This window comes from Acidaminococcus sp. AM33-14BH (genome assembly GCF_003603525.1).
GTDB lineage: Bacteria > Bacillota > Negativicutes > Acidaminococcales > Acidaminococcaceae > Acidaminococcus > Acidaminococcus intestini.
On record NZ_QTNG01000002.1, the window covers coordinates 21,798 to 38,814 of the forward strand.

At 51.2% G+C, this 17,017-nt stretch carries 16 protein-coding genes and 1 riboswitch; all 16 genes read right to left on the reverse strand.

The genetic code is table 11. The features are described 5' to 3' along the window. Position 1: 1 nt before the first annotated feature. On the reverse strand, positions 2–1,339 hold the full coding sequence (gene rsmB, locus DW817_RS01565; protein ID WP_120110702.1) for a 16S rRNA (cytosine(967)-C(5))-methyltransferase RsmB: 1,338 nt from the start codon (positions 1,337–1,339) through the stop codon (positions 2–4). After that, positions 1,332–2,111, reverse strand: coding sequence for a DUF116 domain-containing protein (locus DW817_RS01570; protein ID WP_009015888.1), 780 nt, complete (start codon positions 2,109–2,111; stop codon positions 1,332–1,334). The genes rsmB and DW817_RS01570 overlap by 8 nt, the downstream gene beginning before the upstream one ends. Positions 2,112–2,114: 3 nt before the next feature. Continuing rightward, positions 2,115–3,053, reverse strand: coding sequence for a methionyl-tRNA formyltransferase (gene fmt / locus DW817_RS01575; protein ID WP_021736612.1), 939 nt, complete (start codon positions 3,051–3,053; stop codon positions 2,115–2,117). 3 nt (positions 3,054–3,056) lie between these two features. Then, positions 3,057–3,527 (reverse strand): peptide deformylase, encoded by a 471-nt coding sequence (gene def / locus DW817_RS01580; protein ID WP_016459963.1) that lies wholly within the window; start codon positions 3,525–3,527, stop codon positions 3,057–3,059. Positions 3,528–3,701: 174 nt separating this feature from the next. Continuing rightward, the gene (gene priA / locus DW817_RS01585; RefSeq protein WP_120110706.1) at positions 3,702–6,098 is read right to left on the reverse strand and encodes a primosomal protein N'; all 2,397 of its coding nucleotides are present in this window, start codon (positions 6,096–6,098) and stop codon (positions 3,702–3,704) included. 1 nt (position 6,099) lies between these two features. After that, complete coding sequence (gene metK, locus DW817_RS01590; protein ID WP_367281724.1) at positions 6,100–7,281, reverse strand: methionine adenosyltransferase; 1,182 nt, start codon at positions 7,279–7,281, stop codon at positions 6,100–6,102. Between the two features lie 49 nt (positions 7,282–7,330). After that, positions 7,331–7,435: riboswitch (SAM riboswitch) on the reverse strand. 344 nt (positions 7,436–7,779) lie between these two features. Further along, positions 7,780–8,832 (reverse strand): [citrate (pro-3S)-lyase] ligase, encoded by a 1,053-nt coding sequence (citC, locus tag DW817_RS01595; RefSeq protein WP_021736620.1) that lies wholly within the window; start codon positions 8,830–8,832, stop codon positions 7,780–7,782. Between the two features lie 9 nt (positions 8,833–8,841). After that, complete coding sequence (locus DW817_RS01600; protein WP_021736623.1) at positions 8,842–9,969, reverse strand: DUF362 domain-containing protein; 1,128 nt, start codon at positions 9,967–9,969, stop codon at positions 8,842–8,844. A 98-nt stretch (positions 9,970–10,067) separates the two neighbouring features. Beyond that, positions 10,068–10,880, reverse strand: a complete 813-nt coding sequence (locus DW817_RS01605) for a PHP domain-containing protein (RefSeq protein ID WP_021736617.1) — start codon at positions 10,878–10,880, stop codon at positions 10,068–10,070. Between the two features lie 12 nt (positions 10,881–10,892). Further along, positions 10,893–11,375 carry a 23S rRNA (pseudouridine(1915)-N(3))-methyltransferase RlmH gene (rlmH, locus tag DW817_RS01610; protein WP_009016268.1) on the reverse strand — a complete coding sequence of 161 codons (483 nt, stop codon included), beginning with the start codon at positions 11,373–11,375 and terminating at the stop codon, positions 10,893–10,895. Further along, on the reverse strand, positions 11,372–12,514 hold the full coding sequence (locus DW817_RS01615) for a S1C family serine protease (RefSeq protein WP_009016269.1): 1,143 nt from the start codon (positions 12,512–12,514) through the stop codon (positions 11,372–11,374). Before DW817_RS01615 ends, rlmH begins: the two co-directional genes overlap by 4 nt. 21 nt (positions 12,515–12,535) lie before the next feature. Beyond that, on the reverse strand, positions 12,536–13,258 hold the full coding sequence (locus DW817_RS01620; RefSeq protein ID WP_009016270.1) for a hypothetical protein: 723 nt from the start codon (positions 13,256–13,258) through the stop codon (positions 12,536–12,538). Between the two features lie 9 nt (positions 13,259–13,267). Then, complete coding sequence (locus tag DW817_RS01625) at positions 13,268–14,056, reverse strand: MBL fold metallo-hydrolase (protein ID WP_009016271.1); 789 nt, start codon at positions 14,054–14,056, stop codon at positions 13,268–13,270. Between the two features lie 183 nt (positions 14,057–14,239). Continuing rightward, positions 14,240–14,662, reverse strand: a complete 423-nt coding sequence (locus tag DW817_RS01630) for a Fur family transcriptional regulator (protein WP_009016272.1) — start codon at positions 14,660–14,662, stop codon at positions 14,240–14,242. Positions 14,663–14,882: 220 nt separating this feature from the next. Further along, a complete protein-coding gene (locus DW817_RS01635; protein ID WP_120110710.1) occupies positions 14,883–16,256 on the reverse strand; it encodes an MATE family efflux transporter in 1,374 nt (457 codons plus the stop codon). Positions 16,257–16,339: 83 nt separating this feature from the next. After that, entirely contained in the window at positions 16,340–17,014 is a 675-nt protein-coding gene (locus tag DW817_RS01640) for a L,D-transpeptidase (RefSeq protein WP_021736615.1), read from the reverse strand. Between the last annotated feature and the right edge of the window lie 3 nt (positions 17,015–17,017).

A 17,017-nucleotide genomic window follows, 5' to 3' on the forward strand; every position in this document is an offset into this window, starting at 1 on the left:
TTCATTCCACCTTCTCAAACAGGGCCAGATAGAACCCATCAATACCATCCCGCCAGGGAAGGATCTGGAGTTCTTCCACCCGCTCTCCCGTCACAGGATGGAGGAAGGCCTTGCTGCGAAATTCAGGATGGCTTTCCAGAAAGGCCGTGCGGACACGGCTGTTCTCATCCCGTTCCAAGGTACAGGTACTGTATAGGAGCCTGCCGCCGTGCTTCACACAAGCCGCGGCCTGGGCAAGGATCTTTTTCTGGAGGGGTGGGAACTGACTGAGGGTCCGTTCCTTTTTGGTCCAGCGCGCTTCTGCCCGACGGTTAAGGACACCGAGCCCCGAACAAGGCGCATCGACAAGAACCGCGTCAGCCCGATTTTCAAAACCAGGAAGGGGCTTTGTTCCATCATGAAGCAGGGCACGGATATTCGTGATCCCAAGACGAGTCGCATTTTCTTCAATAAGGGTAAGACGATGGTCATGGATATCCATGGCAATGATTTTCCCCTTGTTTTCCATCTTTTGCGCCAGATGGGTTGTCTTGCCGCCTGGGGCAGCACAAAAATCAAGGACCAAGTCCCCCGGTTTAGGGGCAAGCACATCTGCATCCAGCATGGAACTTTCATCTTGGATGTAAAGGAAGCGTCCCCATTCCTTCATGAGGGTTTCAAGGCTGGGTAAATGCCGGCAAACAATCCCGTCAGGTGACCATTTGGAAGGTTCCACCTCACAGCCATCAGCCTGGAGCCGCTCCAAGAGGGTCTTTCTGGATATGAAAAGGGTATTGACGCGCAGGCAAAGGGACGGAACTGCATTATCATAAGCACACATAGCCTCCGCTTCGGGAAGTCCAAAGCGGAACTTCCAGCGTCGCACGAGCCACTCAGGATGATAATAAGTAAGGGCCAGACGCAGTGTCGCGTCCTCTTCTTTCTGCGGGAACTGCCATGTAGCCTTGGTCCGTGACAGTTGGCGCAGGACCCCATTCACGAGCTTGACACTGTTTTCATTCACATAATAACGGGCCAGGTTGGCACACTCATTGACAGCGGCCGAATCTGGGATACGTTCGAGATAAAGGATCTGATAAGCCCCCATACGGAGGATGGTGCGCAGACGAGGTGCCATCTTCCGAAAGGGACGGTTGATGACCCTGCACAGGTACCAATCAAGGGTCCCCGTTGTCTTCACGGTTCCGTAGACAAGTTCCGTACACAGTTTACGGTCGAGCGAAGACAACCCATTTCCCCTCAGGGCCTTATTCAGAGCAAGATTTGCATAGGCACCGCGTTCATAGATCTCATCGAGGACAAGCAGGGCCAGTTCCCTTGGATTTTGGGCATCATGCATGGTCATTATCCTTTCCACTGATAAAGGTCTTGATTTCTTCTTCGATGGCATCAATATCTACACTGGTGTTGAAACAGGGCCCATTGGGACGCCGGTTCAAGACGCCAATGACGGGCATGGGAAAGACATCTTGAATACCGCTTGTAAGGTCGCGCTCACAGGCCACGGCTAGGATAGCCTTCGGACGCACCTTCTTTACGGCCTGCCGGGCAAGGGTTCCGCCGGTTACGATATAGACATGAACGCCATATTTCTGGGATAGATGAAGCAGGTCCCCAACGCCGCAGCGACCGCATTGATGACAGTTATGGATGTCCCGTGTAACCTTGTAGGGACAGGTATCCAGCTGCAGGCAGTGAGGCGTGAGAATCATGAGACGGTCCGCAGGCACTTTGATGTGCTGGCGCCGGACCAAATGGTTGCTCACTTCGATAAAAGACTGCTCTATCCGCATCTTTGAAATGTGCATCATCTCCCCAAGGAAGATAGCAATGGGGTAAATCAGGTTGATGACATTCCACGCCCAGAAATAAAAGAACCGGATCGTAGGGAATCCCAGAATGGCCAGGACAATCCCACCAATCCCCACAAAAAGGCTGAGGGCAAGAAAAAGAACTGCAAGACCCACAACAAGGGGCAAGGCGGGATGTAATGCGGCAAGACCGGGAACCATGATGTGCCACAGGCCATACGCTGCTCCGCCCATAAGAAGGGCGGCAAGGGAAATAAGCACAATAAAAAGCCGTTTCTTAGGTCTACTCACGATTATCATTCCTTACGAAAGGATCTCTCCAACTGCAATCTGCTGACCATTTACAAATGACTGGGCCGCCATTGCCCGTTTGCCTTCAGGCTGACATTCAAGGACAGCAAGGACGCCCGTGCCGCAGGCAATGTGAAAGCCCTTGCTGTCTGCCTCGAGGATCTGTCCTGGTTGAGCTTGCTCAGCCGATCCGGGAAGAACATGGCTCTTCCAAACCTTCAGTCGTTTGCCGTCCGGCAGAATCGTATACGTGCCCGGCCAGGGGTTAAAGGCACGAATCTGATTGTGAAGGGCATCTGCAGAAAGCGTCCAGTCAAGATGTTCCATATCCCGCGTGATCAGCGATGCGTACGTTGCTTTGGTCTCTTCTTGGGGTTCTGCGGTCACGGTCCCTGCTGATAGGTCATCAATGGTCTGAAGAAGCAGGGCAGCGCCCTTTTCCTTTAATTCATCATGAAGTTCACCCTGCGTCATTTCCGGCCCAATGGGCACGGAAACTTTTTCCAGCATGGCGCCTGTATCCATTCCGGTATCCATCTGCATAATGGTCACGCCAGCTTTTTTCTCGCCCTTTAAGATTGCATAATGAATAGGTGCGGCGCCGCGGTAGGCCGGCAGCAGGGAAGCATGGACATTGATGCAGCCAAAAGGCGGCAGGTCCAATAGAGCCTTGGGCAGGAACTGTCCAAAAGCCGCTACGACGATCAAATCAGGGGAAAGGCGCTTCATTTCTTCCATAAAGGCCGGATCTTTCACCCGTTCCGGTTGAAGGACCGGCAGATTCACGGCAAGGGCATATTCCTTGACCGCACTCATCATCAGCTTATGGCCCCGTCCCTTGGGACGGTCCGGCTGGGTCACAACAGCAAGAATCTCATGTTTTTGCTGTTTCACTAAGGCCCGGAGACTGGAGGCAGCAAATTCCGGGGTTCCCATAAATACAAGCTTCACGATTTATTCCGCCTTCCTTTTGGGGCTCAGGCTCAAGGCCCGATCAATGAAGAGGATCCCATCCAAATGATCACATTCATGCTGCAGGGCACGAGCTAGGAGCCCGCTTGCTGTAAGGCGCCAATGACCGCCTTTGCGGTCCTGGAACCGGACCGTCACTTCAGCCGCGCGTTTAACTTCCCCTTCATAATCATCCACGCTGAGGCATCCTTCCGTATCGATTTCCTCGCCTTTGAATTCAGAAAGGACAGGATTTACAAACTCCCGGATGCCTGCCCCATCGTCGGCATCAATGACAATCATACGCTTGGAAAGGCCAATTTGGGGAGCAGCCAGGCCGCAGCCGTTGTTGGCATACATGGATTCAGCCATGGCTTTCAGGGTCTTTTCCAATTTCTTATCAAAACGGGTAACGGCTTCTGCCTTCTCGCGAAGGATTGGAGCCCCAACTTTTACAATCGGTAATAGGGACATGGTTCTCTCCTTTTTATCATTCATGCGGTCTTTTTCTTCCCACTCAGGAAAAGTGGGCCTTGACGCAGTTATTTTACCCTTTATTCTATCACATATGACCAGGGGAATGCACGTTTTTAGACGGCAATGCCGCAAAGCCAAAAAGGGCCATTGCAGATGGCCCTGCAATGGCCTCTAGATAACGCTGATGGGATCGACATCAAAATATAGGTTTCCATTTTCCAGAAATCCAGAAGCCCGGATCCAGTCCTTGATTGGCTTCATATGCTGGCTCTTGATGAGGACATTGACGCGCCAGACCCTGTTAACAACGGGCACAAGGGCCGGAAAGGGCCCAAGGATCTGGTATGGCACCTTAGACTCCAACTGAAAGGCTTCCAAGGCATTAACAAAGCGCTGGGCAAGTTCCAAGGCTTTTGTCTCACTTTCATGATGAACCGTCATCTTCAGCATGGTCACAAACGGCGGATATTGAAGATCCTGACGCTGCTTCAGCTCATCCCGGGCAAAGGATACGTAATCTTGTTCGGCCGCCATGCGCAGGATAGGATTTTCCGCATCGTAGGCCTGAAAAATAACACGTCCCGGCTTATCCCCCCGCCCGGCTCGGCCAGCCGCCTGTGTCAAAAGGGCAAAACAGCGCTCACCGCTGCGAAAGTCAGGCAAGTTGAGGGTGGAATCAGCAGAAAGGATTCCGACAAGAGTCACATTGGGCACATCATGTCCCTTGGCAACCATCTGTGTTCCCAAAAGGACGTTGTACTCGCCGCTGCGAAAAGCGCGCATGATCTTTTCATGGGAAAATTTCCTTGCCGTCGTATCCTGATCCATCCGCAAGGGACGGATGCCTTCGCAGAGGGTCCTGAGACTCTCTTCTGCCTTTTCCGTTCCCGTTCCAAAAAAACGGATCCGTTTGCTCCCGCATTTGGGACAGACCTTAGGTACCGGTTCTGTGTGACCGCAGTAATGACAGACAAGCTGTGCCTGTTTGGCATGATACACAAGGGCGACGGCACAATTGGGACACTGGATTGATTCACCGCAGTCACGACACATGACAAAAGTCGAAAAACCGCGGCGGTTAAGCAGGATAATAGCCTGCTCACCGGACTTGACCGTCTCTTCAATGGCATCACGGAGCGTATCGGAAAAGACGCTTTTATTGCCTTTTTGCAGCTCTTCCCGCATATCGACAATGGAAACGGCCGGCAGATGAGCCCCCTTATGGGCACGCTCATTCATGATAAGTTCCGTATAGCGTCCTTTTTGGGCCCAGTAGTACGTTTCCAGATCCGGCGTTGCGCTACCCAAGACGACAGGCGCACCGTGAGCGTTGGCCCTTACTTGGGCAACAAGGCGGGCGTTGTAGCCCGGCCGTTCTTCCTGCTTGTAGGTACTTTCGTGTTCTTCATCGATGATGACAAGTCCCAAATCCTTGAAAGGACAAAAAACGGCACTCCGAACCCCAATCAGGACGCGGGCCTTTCCGTTTCTCATCCGGTCCCAGACATCAGCCCGTTCCGAGGCCGATAATTTGGAATGGGCCACGGCGACAGCATTGCCAAACCAGGACTTGAAGCGTTTCACAATCTGATCCGTAAGGGCAATTTCAGGTACCAGGACCATGACTTGTTTTCCATCCCGCAGAGCCTTATCGGTCAGGCGCAGATAGACCTCGGTCTTACCGCTTCCGGTCACCCCACGCAAAAGAAACGTATGGAACGTTCCCCTCTTGCGGCAGATTTCGACGGCATTGATGGCCGCTTGCTGCTCATCGGTAAGGATCATTTCATCCCTGGGAGCAGCGTCCGCATGGTAGCTGTCACGCAGGACCCGCTGCTTTCCTTCGGTAAGGATGCCTTTTGACACAAGGTTCCGGATGACGCCAGCTGATACGCCGCGGTCCTCAAGGACACGCACAGGAAGCGGATTCGTTCCTTGCAGAAGGGAAAGAACAAGGAGCTGTCCTTTCCCGCGCAGAATCCCCGCTTCTTTCTGGGCGAGACCATCTGTCGAAAGAGCAACGGTCCGTTCGAATTTTTCCTTAAGTTTATAGGTAACTTCATAGGTCAAGGAAACCGCTTTCTTGGTGATCAGGCCTTTAAGGGCCCCTTCCCCCCCCTCAAGACGGGCAATCTCTCGGCGTGTCATGGCCCCTTCTTGGGCTAAATAGGTGTAAAGGCTCCTTTCCCTTTCGGAAAGGAGCCCTTCTGCACCGGGCTCAGCATAGTAGCGTCCTACGGCAGCAATGCTTTTTTTGCCAGGAATAAAAAGCCGCAGGGCCTCTGCCAAAGGACAGAGGTAGTACTGGGCAATCCAGTGGGCAGTTCCCAGCATCTCCTCATCAAACCAAGGTTCCGTCCCGACGACGTCGACAATGGATTTGATTGCAAGGCTGGCATCAGGAGCTTCATCTGCCTCTACGATGAAGCCTTCCAGGAGCTGCCGTCCGAAAGGCACCACGACCCGCCAGCCTTCACCAATAAAGTCCAGGCTGGGAGGAACCTTGTAGGTAAATTGCCGGAAGAGGTTCTTAAGGGGCAGGTTGACAGCAACCTTTGCATAATCCATATCAATTCAACGCCTTTTTCAGTTCATCCACTTTATCAAGCCGCTCCCAAGGCAAGTCTACGTCTGTCCGGCCAAAATGTCCGTAAGTCGCGGTCTGTTTGTAAATCGGGCGGCGCAGGTCAAGGCTGCGAATGATTCCTGCCGGCGTCAGGGAGAAGGTCTCTTCGATGAGATCTGCAATTTGGGCATCATCGATGACCCCTGTTCCATACGTATTGACGCTGATGGAAACGGGCCGAGCCACACCAATGGCATAGGCAAGCTGGATTTCGCAGCGTTTGGCAAGTCCAGCTGCAACAACATTCTTTGCTACATAACGGGCTGCATAAGCAGCGGAACGATCCACCTTCGTTGGATCTTTACCGGAGAACGCACCACCGCCGTGACGGGCCATGCCGCCATAGGTATCAACAATGATCTTCCGGCCTGTCAGTCCGGAGTCACCTTGGGGGCCGCCGATTACAAAACGGCCTGTCGGATTGATATGGTATTTGGTTTTTTCATCGAGGAACCCCTCGGGAACAATGGGACGGATGACCTGTTCCATGATATCCCGACGCAGGGTTTCCTGACTGACCTCTTCGCTGTGCTGGGCCGACACAACAATCGTATCGACGCGGATAGGACAATCGCCGTCATACTCTACGGTCACCTGTGTCTTTCCATCAGGACGCAGGTAAGGCAGGGTTCCATTCTTGCGAACCTCAGCCAAGCGACGGGCCAAACGGTGGGCCAGCGAAATGGGAAGCGGCATATATTCCGGCGTTTCATCCGTGGCATAGCCAAACATCATGCCCTGATCACCGGCACCGATCTTGTCATCACTGTCCTCTTTACCCTGCTTGGCTTCATCCGATTCATTGATGCCCTGAGCAATATCCGGGGACTGTTCATCAATGGAGATGAGGACGCCGCAGGTCGATCCATCAAACCCGTATTTGGCACGGTCATAGCCGATATCAATAACGGTCTGGCGGGCAATCTTGGCAATATCAACATAGCAGTCCGTGGAAATTTCCCCAACCACATGGATCTGACCGGTTGCCACAAGCGTTTCACAGGCAACGCGGGCATAGGGATCTTTGGCAAGGATAGCATCCAGGACAGCGTCAGAGATCTGATCGGCAATTTTGTCAGGATGTCCCTCGGTTACGGATTCTGACGTAAAGAATTTTCTCATGATTCCTCCTTTGGGTAAGAAAAAAGGCTCTCACGATGAGAGTCCTTATCTTCTCTCATCTTACAATCATTACATTGCAGGATTTAGCACCGTTGGCCATGAGGCCATGGTTGCTGTGGGTTCATAGGGCCATTCCCTCCGCCACTCTTGATGAGCATATGGAATTTTGACAATTTATTATACCCGAAAACAGTAGGAATAGCAAGGGGCACACTGGTCATTCCTCAGACCAGGAATCAGGCCGAATGGATACAGAGTGTGAACCCATAGCTTAAGAAAGATGACTTGGAAACCGTGGATCCATGCCTCATCGTACAAGGATTCGTTTCACGTAGGAGAGCCTTGCCTGGGGGCTTTTCCTTCTACCCACGTGCCGTTACCTCCCACGTCCTGCCATCAAGACAGCCATGTCCACCTTGCCAAGGAAAAATCAAATTACCAAGAAAAGAAAAAAGAGGCCGCAAAAAATGAATCCATCATTTCTTCACAGCCTCTTTGATATCAGTAATGAACAATATTTTTGAGGTCATCCTTGCAGATGCGGGCTAGGATAGGACGAGCTTCGTCACTTTGTAGAAATGCAAGGGTGACTTCCGGAACCATGCGGGCCACGGTCTCCCAATCCCCGTCATGCAGGGCTCGGCGGACCGTTGAGGCACTCACTGTTTCCCCGCCTTTTACATTGCGGGGAATGATGCGGCAGCAGATACCCGCTTCAGGAAGGCGCTGGGCCATGATTTCATTATAGCGTCGCGTGACGGTACTTGTCGGTTCCTCCCCCACATAGCGAGCCTTGATGCCGAGCCGCTCGGCAATCTTTACAAAAATAGCAAGGTCCAGGTTGGCATGACTTTCTATGACCGCCAAATCATCTTTTTGAAAGTAGCTGGGGAACGTGGCACTGCTGATAATATAGGGACCGCTGTCATGATAAATGATATTCTTAAGGTCGGCAGTTCCCTCTTTGATGAGCCGCTTACGGACCGCATAGGGAAAATAGCTGGCATCTTCACTGACCATGAAAAGATGGAGCCAATCATTTTCCTTACAGGCCTGCTCCACCAAATAACGGTGTCCCAAGGTAAAGGGATTGGCATTCATTACAATAGCAGCAATGCGCCCTTGGGGCGTCTTTTTTCCCGCCAGGTGATCCAAATAGCAGGTAAAGCCATTCGGGTCCTTTTCCATAAAAACAACCTGATCTGGCACCCGGGCAACTTCATGGAAACCCAGATCTCCAAAAAAGAGGGCTGATGAACATTTTGTATAAAGGAAGAGGTGGATGATTCCTCGGTCATATTCATACTGGATGAGATGGGACACAATCTCATTCATGAGGCTTTCACCCTGATGGTCATGGCTAACAGCCAGGCAGCGCAGGGTATTGCCAAAGCAGCTGCCCGTGGCGATAGCATGGTACTCTTCATCGTACATGACGCAAGTGTAATCCACATGGGGATCAAGGCGAATTCCTTCCTGCTGCAGCAAAGCCTTAACATCTGCCAAGGTACGGGTATCGCCGGGATAGACGGGGCTGATTTGATAATCGGACATAACTTCTCCTTATTTCATGACCACAAGTTCATAGTCGCGGGTACCAAGACCGATCTTTTCTGCATGCTCCAGCGTCGTTTTCCAATCGACACGGGGATTGCTGTCAAGAAAATGATCTTGATGGTTCTCCCATCCCTTCTCGGCCAGATGATCAGAAAGTTGACTGTTCATCAAGGGAGAAGCGGCAAGGCAGGCGTCCGCACAGGCCTGATCCAAGGCGACAGGATCAAAGGACGCAAACATGCCGAGGTTAGGCAGGATAGGCGCGTCATTTTCCCCATGGCAGTCACAATTGGGCGACACGTCGACAATGAGGTTCACATGGAAAGCAGGCCGGCCATGAACGACGGCCAAGGCATATTCCGCCATCTTACGGTCAAGCAGCTCGTTGGCATCCCACTCCACGGTTTCAATGGCATCAAAGGAACACGCCCCGATACAGCGGCCGCAGCCAGTGCATCGCGTCTTATCGATGTGGGCCTTGCCCTTTTCGTAAGTGATGGCATCCGAACCGCATTCCTTGGCGCAGCGTTTGCAGTCACGGCAGAGCGACTCATCGACAACAGGTTTTCCAGAAGAGTGCTGCTCCATCTTGCCGGCCCGGCTTCCGCAGCCCATGCCGATATTCTTGATGGCACCGCCAAAACCCGTTGATTCGTGGCCCTTGAAATGCGCCAAACTGATGAAGACGTCAGCATCCATGATAGCGCGGCCGATCTTTGCCTTCTTGATATACTCCCCTCCTGGAACCGGGACCTCCACTTCATCGGTGCCTCGCAGCCCATCACCAATGAGGACCTGACAGCCCGTTGTAATCGGGTTGTAGCCATTTAGGGCTGCACATTCAAGATGTTCCAGCGCATTTTTACGGCTGCCGGGATACAGGGTATTGCAGTCTGTCAAAAAGGGCAGGCCGCCGGCTTCCTTTACAAGGTCTGCCAGCGCATGGACGTACTGGGGTCTCAGGGATGCCAGATTGCCCAGTTCCCCAAAATGCATCTTAATGGCCGTATACTTTCCTTCAAAATCAATTTCCTTTTCCATACCCGCACGACGACACAGGCGCTTGAGCTTTTCCGGCAGGCTAAGTCCCACAGGAACACGAAAATCCGTCATATAAACCTTAGCTTTTGTCATGTTGTTCTCCCCTTTTCTTGACAGTGCTAAAGAAAAAGGCGCTCCACAAAAGGCGCGCCATGTCCGCTCTAATTATTTTACCATAGGTCCGTTCCTCTTTAGAAGAGGCGGATTTCCGATTCATGGATATCCGGATGACCGATGATGCGCCCGTCAACAAAACGGCCGTGACAGTCGCTGCCGCCGCTGATGAGCTTATGGTGCTGCTGACAGTAGGCAAGGAGGGTCTTTGTATCTTCCTTGCTGTGGGCAGGATGATAGCATTCAAAGCCATCAAGAGGCTTTTCCCCTACTGCCTCCAAAGTCCTAGCAAGCCCCGGGCCATGAAAGTGGCTTGCCGCATGGGCCAAAAGGGCCACCCCGCCAGCTTTGTGAAGGGTCGCCACGGTCTCTTCGATAGAGGGAAAAACAGGAAAATCAAGGCCCCGCTTCTTAATGAAGATGCGGCTGAAAAAGTCCTTTACATCCCGGCATAGCCCCTTATCGATGAGATAAAAGAGGGCCTTGAAACCGCCGCGGCGCGGATCATAGACATAGGCCCGATACTCCTTGATGGAAACGGGCCAGCCTTCTTCAGATAGGATTCCAATGGCCCTTTCATCCGTTTCTTCCAAAAGACGGCGGTTATGGGCAAGATGTGCTAGAAGAATAGGGTTCGAGCAATCAAACCCATAGCCTAGGATATGAAAGCAGCGCCCTTCATAAGTACTGCACATCTCAACGCCGGCAATCACCTCGATGCCCTCTTTGGGGGCAAGTTTCATGACAGGAGCCACGCTTCCAAGAGAATCATGATCGGTCACAGCCATAATTCCGAGTCCTGCCTTTTTGGCGGCAAGAACCGCTTCCCGGGGCGTCCAGCTACCATCCGACGCAATGGTATGAAGATGTAGGTCAACTTTTCGATTCATACGGTAGGTTCCTTAGTGATGATATTTTTCGTTTCGCATAATCTTGAAGGCACGATAAACCTGCTCCAAAAGAAGGATACGAATCATTTGATGGGTAAAAGTAAGCGGTGAAAAGGACCAACGAAAATCGGCCCTTTTCCGCAGTTCATCGGTATACCCAAAAGGACCGCCAATGACAAAAGTCAGGTGGCTGACACCTTGGACCATAAGAGCTTCCAATTTCTGCGAAAACTGAGGGGAAGAAAGTTCCTTTCCCCTAAGATCAAGGAGAATGACGAAAGAATGCTCCGGGATGATCCGTAAAAGACGGTCTGTTTCCTTTTGAAGGATCTGCCTTTCTTCTTGGGAAGATACCCGATCCGGCATCTTTTCCTCCATGATGACTTTGGTCTCAAGCTGACAATAGGCGCCGAGACGTTTTACAAACTCCGCTTCGGCACGTTTTAGATAGTCTTCCTTGAGGCGCCCTACACAGGCAAGGGTGATGCGAATCACGAGTTGGTCCTCGGGATTTCCGTCAGCGTCACGGATTTATCCACTTCATCATCGCCGCGAAGGATCGTGACAGGCACCGTGTCACCGACCTTGCAGGCATTCAGGGCATCCCGAAGGGCGGCCACGGTCTTCACAGCCTTTCCATTAAACTTAAGAATAATGTCATTAGGTCTGATCCCGCCTTGATAAGCAGGTCCGCCGGCCACCAGTTTCGCAACAAAGAGACCGCCCCGAAGATCGAGTCCAAACCCCAGTCGCTGAGCTGTTTCTTCATCGATGAGGCTGGCACCGAGAAAGGGACGGGCAACCCGCCCATTTTTTGCCAGCGCTTCCAGGATTGGCTTTGCTTCGTTGATGGGAATGGCAAAACCAATGCCTTCAACACCGCTTACGGCGACTTTGGCACTGTTGATTCCAATGACCTGCCCATCGGCGTTGACAAGGGCTCCGCCTGAATTGCCCGGATTAATGGCAGCATCGGTCTGGATCAATTTAAAATTTCGTTCCCCCACATCGACAGAACGGTTGAGAGCACTGATGACGCCCGTTGTAACCGAACCGCGGAATTCAAGACCCAGGGGATTGCCAATGGCAATGGCAGGCTCACCGACCATCAGACTGTCGGAATCGCCAAATTCAGCAACAGGCAGATCTTCCTTGGCATCAATCTTTACAACAGCAAGATCCGTCGTTGGATCCGTCCCCAACACGCGGCCCGGATAAGTCCTTCCGTCCGGCAGACTGACGACAAGTTCCTTGGCGCCTTCGACGACATGGTTATTGGTCGCGATAAGCCCATCCTTACTGTAGATGACACCTGACCCGACGCCCTTTTCAACAAGCTGGGTCCTGTTGAAATAATCCCGTACCAAGGCCTTGTTTGTGATTCCAACAACCGTAGGACCAACCTTCTTGGCGGCCTTCACAATCGGCGTATTGCGCGCCGAGCTCATATTCTTTTCGACTTCCTGCATTTTCTGTTCTTGCGTGACAGCGGGCTTGGACGTCGAGTTCTCCTTTTCCGGAGCTTTTCCCGCAAAGCCGCAGCCGGCAGCAAAGATGCTCATGCTGACACTCATGGCAGCAAGGGCAAGCAAGGTCTTTTTCATCAGGGTTTTCTCAGTAATATGCTTTTTCATAGATGGCTTCCCCCTCTATTGTTATTGCAGAGCAGCTGCCTTGGAAGGAGCTGCTGCAGATTCTTGCTTCATTGCAAATAGAAGGCCTGCGATGGCCTCATCACGGCTTTCCTTAGCAATTTTTGTCCGACGCGCTTTCACTAGGTCCTTCGTTTCCTTGAGGGCGCCGAGTTCCTTTGTACTGTAATGTTCAAAATCAAGCAGAGCATAGGTTTTCTTCCCATTCCTATCTTCTTCCAGATAGCCAAGCGGAACGAGGCTCAAAGCCTTTTCCGCATCCTTTCGATGAAGAACGATGAACTCCACGGGTATAGCAACGCGCCGATTCTTTCCAAGCTCAACAATCTTATAATCCGACAGGTCGACCGCTCGGAAAAAGAGGGTCGGATTCCCAATGGTAACCTTTCCCTCATCTTTTGCTACGCGAAGGGTACGGACCTTCAAGTCAAGATTCTCCTTTTTCAGCATACTGCTAAAAAGAGCGTTGAGAACATCCATTTTCTCCGTAAGGGGAGGCATCTTGCCATCTTTATAGAGACGATTGTCTTCGACGAGCTTACTGCCTTCTGTTACGCTGACGCCATAGCGCAGTGTATTTTCGTGGATTTCCTTGGCATGAGCCTTAAGGGCGGCCTCTGCCTCTTGTTTTGTTTGGTATACCTCCGGCGCGGCTTGGACTGGGGATACCCCCACTAAGAGCAGGGCCGAAAGTAAGCCGCTGAGAAACAAGTACTTCTTTTTCATGGATTCACCTTATTTCAAGGAAAAATTGCTGACCGCCTCTTTTTGACTGGCTACATATAGGGTCACATCCCGCGTCCTGGGATTGTCTTCCAAGACGCTTTTCACCGTATCATAGGCAAGGCGCGGTGAGTTATTCATTTCGCTCAGATGAGCCAAAAAGACAACCTCAGGCGGCACATCCACCTTCTCCAGGAGATCTGCCGCGGCACGATTTGATAAATGGCCTTCCTGCCCGAGGATTCGGGCCTTTAACGGTGCTGGATAAGGACCACCCCGCACCATATCCTCATCATGGTTTGCCTCAAGGATCAAGGCTTCTGCTCCATCAACGGCCTGTTCACAGGTCTTTGTCACAAAGCCGCAGTCTGTAAGATAAGTGCATTTGCGTTCATTATAGAAAATCTCATAACCGACAGGGTCAATGGCATCATGGGGAATTGAAAAAGGTTGGATCCGGAGGCCGCCTACCACGCAGCTTCTAGGAAGGACACGCATCTGGTCACGGTTCATGGTACGCCGAAAAGGAAGGCGGGTCCAGGTTTTTTCGCTAGCAAAGATGGGAACCTCTCCATAGGTCCGTGCAAAAACCTCAAGACCTGCAATATGGTCCTTATGCTCATGAGTGAGAAAAATCCCGCCGAGGTCACGCGGCGAAAGGTTCCTCTCTTTGAGTCCTTGGACAATCCGCCGGCAGGAAATCCCGGCATCGATGAGGATTGCCGTCGGGCCAACTTGGATAAGGGCGGCATTCCCCCTACTTCCACTGGCAAGAACAGAAATTTTGAACGATGTTTTCATAGAAAATACCTGGTTTTCTCTCAATTGACCCAGGATCATGTCCTAGGCCTTATGTATCACCATTGGAAGCAGCCTTGATAAAAATGGGTCTTACCCCAACAGTATACGCCTAATTATAACAAATTCGTGGCGGAGATGTAAAAAAACACCGAACTTTAACAGTCCGGTGTTTTCTCATCACCCTTATTTCTTCTGACAATCCGGGCAGATTCCGTAGAAATAGAACTGATGACCATTGACTTTGAAGCCCGTCTCATTTTCAACAAGGCTTTCCACAGCTCTTGCATCCAGATGGGAAACGTCGTTGACGCGTCCACATTTCGTGCATTTGATGTGAGGATGTTCACTCGTCTTGGCATCGTAGCGGAAGCTGTCCTCCCCTGTGTTGAGCACTTGGATAACACCAAGCTTGCTGAAGATTTCTACAGATTTATAAACTGTAGCAAAACTCATCGTCGGATATTGTTCCTTGACCTTCTGGTAAATCATTTCTGCGGTCGGATGCTCCGTCGTATGGGAAAGCATGTCATACACAGCCAGTCGCTGCGGCGTGACCTTGCACCCATTATCCCGAAGGATCTTGGCAAGTTCGGAGGCAGTATACATAATCAATCATCTCCCGTAAAAAATATCGTCTGCGCCCTTTCCTCCAAAAGATGCGCTCATCACTAAACCCATTTTAATAGTTAATAATGATTATCTGACTATATTTTAATCATTACCTTTAAATTAGTCAAGGTTGTTTTTTTAAAGTACTAGGCGCCATGCCACATTAAAGCTTTGCTTTATTTTTAATAAGTATTATTAGAATTAATAATCGCGATTATTAGGCTCGTGAGTCAAGTCGTTTGGCTTCTTTCCATACAAACAGGATGATGACCAAGGTGGAAATGAAATCAGCAGCAAGTCCGGCATAAAGGATTCCATACAGCCCATAGTAAAGAGGCATAATCAGCGTTAAAGGAACGAGCAGGAAAAATTGACGCAGCATGGAAAGGATGGACGCTTTAAGCGGCTGACCGGTCGCCTGGAAATAGCTTGTTGAAATAATCTGGAATCCTGCCGTAAAGACGCCACCCAAGAAAATCCGCATGGCATCCTGGGCAAAGTGGAGGAAAAGCGGCGCATCCGAGCTCCCAAAGAACTGAAGCAGCACATGAGGAATGGTTTCGCACGCAATCCAGCCTACAGTCGTTACCAAAAGGGCATATCGGACGGCCAGAAAATATGCCTTGCGCACGCGGTCGTAGTGTTTCGCACCTGTATTGAACCCGATAATGGGCCCAGCCCCAATCCCAATGCCGACAGAAATGGAGATAAAGATCATATTGACCTTCATGACAATCCCCATGGCTCCAATGGCTGCATCCCCACTGACAGCCGCCTGATTGCCATAGTAAAGGAGGGAATTGTTGAGGATAATCTGCATGATGGTGGCACTCACCTGGAGCAGGCAGCTGGAAGCGCCAATGGCGACAGCACGGCGCAGTTTTAAAAAATCCGGATGACAGAGCTTTGCTTTTTTTAAGCGCAGCGTGCCATGGTGCCAAAAATATTGGAAAAGCAGCAGCGCTGAAACAATCTGTCCGGTCACGGTGGCAATCCCGGCACCAAGGACGCCCCATCCAAGCAGGAAAATCATGACCGGATCAAGGATGCAGTTCAAAAAGACCCCTGAAAGCAGGGCCTTCATGGAAAATAAAGGTGCACCATCTGTACGGGCCATATTGGACCATCCAATCATGAGCATCGTCACAGGAAGGCCCAAGATATAGACCCCACCCAGATCACGGCTATAAGCAAGCGTAGCATCAGTAGCACCAAAAACGCGCAGCAGCGGGTCCAGATAAAAAAGTCCCAAAACCATAAGAACGATTCCCACAAAAAGACCAGCTGTCGTTTGGGTATTGAGAACCGTTTCCGCGTCCTCACGACGGCCCTCACCCAAGAGAATCGCCGCGTAAGCGGAAGACCCAATCCCGATAAGACCGCTGACTGCAATGCTGATGGTCACAATGGGGAAAGTAACGGTCGCTGCCGTAATGCCTTGATAACCAACGGCATTGCCAATGAAGATCTGATCGACCACATTATATAAAGCATTGGCCACCATGGATATGATGGCAGGCCAAGCAAACGATTTAAGAAGTTTTCCAATGGGAGCATAGCCCAAAATATTCTGCTGTGAAGTTTCTGCCATATGAGTTTCTCCTTTCCCTTTGAAATGACCGCAAGGCAGATTCCTTTCAGGGAATCTGCCTTGCCAGCAACAAAGCGCAATCCTTAGTCTTTAATTTCAACGACAGTGCCCACCTTGACGACGGAACGCAATTCCTGAAGGTCTTCGTTGTGAAGACGGATACATCCTTCAGATGCATCCGTCCCAATACTTTGAGGATCATGGGTTCCATGGATCCCAATGCCATCCCAAGCGCCTCCGCTAAGGGCCTCTGTATCGAGGCTGATGAACCAAGGGCCATAAGCCCCGGCAATTTCACCCCGTCCATCGCCAAAGTCATGGGTCCAGGAAGAAGCATCATCAATTTCATCAACCGTAAAAGTCCCAACGGGGGTCATATTGTCACCGCGCCGCTGTTTCTGTCCGAGGCCGCCCTTACCAATGGCACAGCCATAGGAACGGACCACGGTATCCCCCAACAGAAGGGACAATCGATGGGCCTTCTTTTCGACTATAATATGGTAGCTTTTTGACGCGTCAAGGCTAATAGACTCCTTGCGGTCGGCTTCCTTTGCCTTTTCCGGGGAAATAGCCGGTTCCGGTGCCTTTTGAGGCATTTGTTTTTGTGTCTCCGTCAGGGCTGCGGTTTCCTTTCCTTTTTTAGCTGCCGCATCAGGCAAATGATAGCCCGCAGCAAAGGCCACAGCAAGAATGACAGCAACCATGGCAAGTGCCCCTGCAAGTCCCTTATGGCGAAAGAACCGGTTCTGCTTATTCATATT

Coding starts and splice junctions, on each gene's coding strand:
- DW817_RS01630 (WP_009016272.1), bottom strand. CDS start 14,662: ATGTATACTGCCTCCGAACTTGCCAAGATCCTTCGGGATAATGGGTGC.
- DW817_RS01620 (WP_009016270.1), bottom strand. CDS start 13,258: ATGAAAAAGAAGTACTTGTTTCTCAGCGGCTTACTTTCGGCCCTGCTC.
- citC (WP_021736620.1), bottom strand. CDS start 8,832: ATGTCCGATTATCAAATCAGCCCCGTCTATCCCGGCGATACCCGTACC.
- def (WP_016459963.1), bottom strand. CDS start 3,527: ATGTCCCTATTACCGATTGTAAAAGTTGGGGCTCCAATCCTTCGCGAG.
- DW817_RS01625 (WP_009016271.1), bottom strand. CDS start 14,056: ATGAAAACATCGTTCAAAATTTCTGTTCTTGCCAGTGGAAGTAGGGGG.
- rsmB (WP_120110702.1), bottom strand. CDS start 1,339: ATGCATGATGCCCAAAATCCAAGGGAACTGGCCCTGCTTGTCCTCGAT.
- DW817_RS01600 (WP_021736623.1), bottom strand. CDS start 9,969: ATGACAAAAGCTAAGGTTTATATGACGGATTTTCGTGTTCCTGTGGGA.
- DW817_RS01615 (WP_009016269.1), bottom strand. CDS start 12,514: ATGAAAAAGCATATTACTGAGAAAACCCTGATGAAAAAGACCTTGCTT.
- priA (WP_120110706.1), bottom strand. CDS start 6,098: ATGGATTATGCAAAGGTTGCTGTCAACCTGCCCCTTAAGAACCTCTTC.
- DW817_RS01570 (WP_009015888.1), bottom strand. CDS start 2,111: ATGATAATCGTGAGTAGACCTAAGAAACGGCTTTTTATTGTGCTTATT.
- DW817_RS01605 (WP_021736617.1), bottom strand. CDS start 10,880: ATGAATCGAAAAGTTGACCTACATCTTCATACCATTGCGTCGGATGGT.
- DW817_RS01635 (WP_120110710.1), bottom strand. CDS start 16,256: ATGGCAGAAACTTCACAGCAGAATATTTTGGGCTATGCTCCCATTGGA.
- DW817_RS01640 (WP_021736615.1), bottom strand. CDS start 17,014: ATGAATAAGCAGAACCGGTTCTTTCGCCATAAGGGACTTGCAGGGGCA.